The 3,575-nt window shown below is 71.6% G+C and carries 4 protein-coding genes; 2 read left to right on the forward strand and 2 right to left on the reverse strand.

Features of this window, described 5'->3' with window-relative positions:
• The first annotated feature begins 434 nt into the window (after nt 1-434).
• Nucleotides 435-1,214, forward strand: coding sequence for a nitroreductase family protein (locus ABWI04_RS42130; protein ID WP_353835912.1), 780 nt, complete (start codon nt 435-437; stop codon nt 1,212-1,214).
• Here ABWI04_RS42130 and ABWI04_RS42135 read toward each other — a convergent pair.
• Nucleotides 1,132-2,025 (reverse strand): putative RNA methyltransferase, encoded by an 894-nt coding sequence (locus ABWI04_RS42135; RefSeq protein WP_353835913.1) that lies wholly within the window; start codon nt 2,023-2,025, stop codon nt 1,132-1,134. The genes ABWI04_RS42130 and ABWI04_RS42135 overlap by 83 nt on opposite strands.
• 55 nt (nt 2,026-2,080) lie before the next feature.
• Nucleotides 2,081-2,434, reverse strand: coding sequence for a thioredoxin (gene trxA, locus ABWI04_RS42140; protein ID WP_345171804.1), 354 nt, complete (start codon nt 2,432-2,434; stop codon nt 2,081-2,083).
• Between the two features lie 130 nt (nt 2,435-2,564).
• On the opposite strand from trxA, the gene ABWI04_RS42145 reads away from it, so the two are divergent.
• The gene (locus tag ABWI04_RS42145) at nt 2,565-3,569 is read left to right on the forward strand and encodes a sigma-70 family RNA polymerase sigma factor (RefSeq protein WP_353835914.1); all 1,005 of its coding nucleotides are present in this window, start codon (nt 2,565-2,567) and stop codon (nt 3,567-3,569) included.
• Nucleotides 3,570-3,575 lie beyond the last annotated feature (6 nt).

Genomic DNA, 3,575 nt, shown 5'->3' on the forward strand with positions numbered 1-3,575 from the left:
CACGCGACGACACGACACCAAGCCAGAGACTCGGAGAGATCGTTCCGTGGGAGGCGCCCTGCGGGCCGGCCACCTTGCGGCGTCCTGCATCCCGTTGTGGGCTGTGCAAGCCATCTTACAACAGTCCGAGCGGCGCTCGAACCATTTTCAGCGACCTGCTCCCCAGGGCCGGCCGCCTCTCGGCGTCCCGCGTCCCCTTGGGGCGAGGAAGACATTAAGACGCCTCACCGGGACCGTCAAATCGCGGGGCCCGCGAACCCGGCCCCTTGTTCACCCGCCCCCACCATCGGGTGCGCTGACCTCGCCATTCACGCACTACGTGCTTCGGGTCACAGTGGGGTACCGTGCCCTGACCGCTCTCCCCCGGCGAAATGTCCCCTGGGGCTGGCGGTGGCTCCCGGGTCGGTTGTCGCCCGAGGTCAGGAGGAACGCCCGTGAACGTGCCCGCCGCCGCCCGCGCCTCGGCGGAGCGCCTCGTGGTCGCCGCGACGATGGGGCCCACGGTCCATGACGTCCATGCCTGGCGGTTCAAGGTCGTGTCCGGACTGATCGAGGTGCACGCCGACCCTGACAGGTTCCGGCCGAAGAACGATCCGGCGGGGCGGGGCCTCCACCTCAGCAGCGGCGCCGCGTTGGTGAACCTGCGTCTGGCGGCGGCGCAGCTCGGTCACGAAGCCATCGTCCGGTTGCTTCCCGATGCCGGACGTCCATCCGTCCTCGCCTCCGTGCGCCTGGCCGGACGGCACCGTGTGTCCCGCGAAGAGCGGCTTCTCTACGCCGCGACGCTCCGGCCGTTCCGTGGCGATCCGTCCGCCGCGGGCGCCTGCCCTCCGTCTCCCGTCGTCGACGAGCTGGCCGGGGAGGCGAGGCTCGAAGGCGCCGCGCTTCGGCGGCTTCCCCCGGCGCCTCACTCGGCGGGACAGCGGGCGGTGCTGACCACGCGAGGGGACTCCCCCGCCGAATGGCTCCGTGCCGGCCAGGCTCTCCAGCGCCTCCTGCTGAGCGCGGTGGCCCGCTCGCTCACCGCGTCGTTCGGCTACGAGGCTCTCGACGTGCCGGGCGTCGAGGAGGTGACGGAGCCGGGCGAGACCCCGCAGGTGCTGCTGGAGATCACGCAGCCCGGGGACGCTCCTACTCCAGCCGCCGGTAGGTGGACAGGACGAACGACAGCGGCGCGGTCAGCGGCTCGGGCAGCGTGTCCAGCCGTTCCCTGAGCTGCTCCGGCGGGACGTGGTGCGCGCTCGGCCCCATGCCGACGAGCGTGATCACCTCGCCGTGCGTCAGGACGGTCTCGGTTTCGAGCTCCTGGCGCGAGTCCAGCTTGAAGTAGCCGGAGAGCGCGGTGTCCATGCGCTCGGTCTTGTGCTTGTCGATCGAGAGCAGACCGAGGGGCTCCACGAGTGTTCCGAGATGCCGGGGTGACGGAGTGACCGTCAGTAGCAGCCCGTCGTCTCGGAGCACGCGGTGGAACTCGGTCGCGTTGCGCGGGGCGAACACGTTGACGACGATGTCGGCCGCGCCGTCGCGCAGCGGGAACGGACGCCAGAGGTCCGCGACGACGGCGCCGCAGCGCGGGTGCGCCTTCGCGGCGCGCCGGGCGGCGTGCTTGGAGATGTCCAGGGCCAGGCCGACGGCGTCCGGCGCCCGGTCGAGGATGCGGCTGAGATAGTGCCCCGTCCCGGCTCCCGCGTCGAGGACGAAAGAGGGAGCGGCGCGAGAAACGCTCCAGGCCAGCCGATCCGCGAGAACCGCGAAGTGGCCGGCCGTCAGGAACTCGTCCCGCGCGCGGACCATCTCCGGTGTGTCGGCCGTCCCCGGACGGGCGTTGCCCGGCAGGAGGTTCGCATATCCCTGTCGCGCGACGTCGAAAGCATGCCCGCCCGGGCAGGCCAGGCGGCGGTCGGCCAGTTCGAGGTCGGCTCCGCACACGGGGCACACCAGGTATCGGACGACATCGGCGAGCATCCGTCCATCATCGACCATGCCGGCCGGTGAAGGGGCGGCGGCGTCCGCTTCTTTGCCCACGCGCCTCCGCGGCGCCCGCCGCGCGCCTCGTGCGCGCAACCCGGCGGGCCGCGGGTCAGGCCTTCGCGCGCCGGCGGACGTCCTCCATGTCGAGGCCGCGGACCTGCTCGATCACGTTCTCCAGCACCGACTCGGGCAGCGCGCCCGGCTCCGCGAACACGATCATGCCGTCGCGGATCGCCATCAGCGTGGGGATGGACCGGATGCCGAAGCGCTCCGACAGCTCGGCCTCGGCGTCGGTGTCCACCTTGCCGAAGACGATGTCCCCGTGCTTGTCCGCCGACCGCTCGAACACGGGCGCGAACCTCTTGCAGGGGCCGCACCACTCCGCCCAGAAGTCGACCAGCACGATGCCGTCGCCCTGAGCCACCTCGTCGAAGTTCTCAGCGGTCAGTGTGACCGTCGCCATGTCGGTTTCTCCTCAGTCGGGGTATCACGACGTAGAGCGGCTTACAGCCTCGCAGTATTCCCCACCTGGGAATCACAGAGCGGTAATTGGCGTTCTCCTCCTAGGGAGATCGCACCGGAGAAGGGTCAGGATGGCTGGAACCCGTACCAAGGGCGACAGGGTCGAAGTCCCCGACAAGGATCTTGTCGGGGCGTACCTCGACCGGATCGGCCGTACTCCCCTGCTCGACGCGCAGGAGGAGGTCGATCTGGCCAAGGCGATCGAAGGGGGCCTGTACGCCGAACAGCTGCTCGAGGAGGGGACGGTGCCCGAGGGCGCGTCCCGCGAGGAGCTGGCGGAGCTGGCCGCGGCGGGGCTGCGCGCGAAGCAGCGCTTCGTCGAGGCCAACCTGCGGCTGGTCGTCTCGATAGCCCGGAAGTACCCGACCGACTCGTTGCCCCTCATCGACCTCATCCAGGAGGGGAACCTGGGGCTGATGCGCGCGGTGGAGAAGTTCGACTACCGCCGCGGCTTCAAGTTCTCCACTTACGCCACCTGGTGGATCCGGCAGGCGATCGGCCGTGGGCTGAGCCACACCGCCCGCACGATCCGCCTGCCCGTCCATGTGGAGGAGGAGTTGTCCCGGCTGCGGCGCGCGGAGCGCCAGCTCAGCCGCGAGCTCGGCAGGGAACCCACCCGCGAGGAGCTCGCGGGCGCCGTCGGCGCCGAGGCCGAGCATGTCGACGAGCTGCTGCGCTGGCGGCGCGACCCGGCGAGCCTGGACGCGACCGTCGACGACGCCGGCGAGACGCCCATGGGCGACCTGCTGGAGGATCCCGACGCCGTCACCCCGGAGGCGGAGATCCTCGCGCTGGACGACATCGAGGGCCTCGGACGGCTGCTGGACCGGCTTCCCGAGCGCGAGTCCGCGATCCTGCGGGCCCGGTTCGGGATGGACAGCGGGCAGCCGCTGTCGTACGCGCAGATCGGCGCCCGCTACGGGCTGAGCCACAACCGCGTCCGGCAGATCACCGACCGCTCGCTGCGACGGCTGCGCCAGCTGGCCGGCGAGACGGACCTGAGCGGCCGCCGGGCGCTCGCGGGCGGCCACGGCACCGCGCGGGAGCCGGCCGCGGCCGGGTCCCGGGCGGCCTGACCGGGC

Origin of the sequence: Actinomadura sp. NPDC000929 (assembly GCF_040492065.1) — a bacterium.
Classification (GTDB): Bacteria; Actinomycetota; Actinomycetes; order Streptosporangiales; family Streptosporangiaceae; genus Spirillospora; species Spirillospora verrucosospora.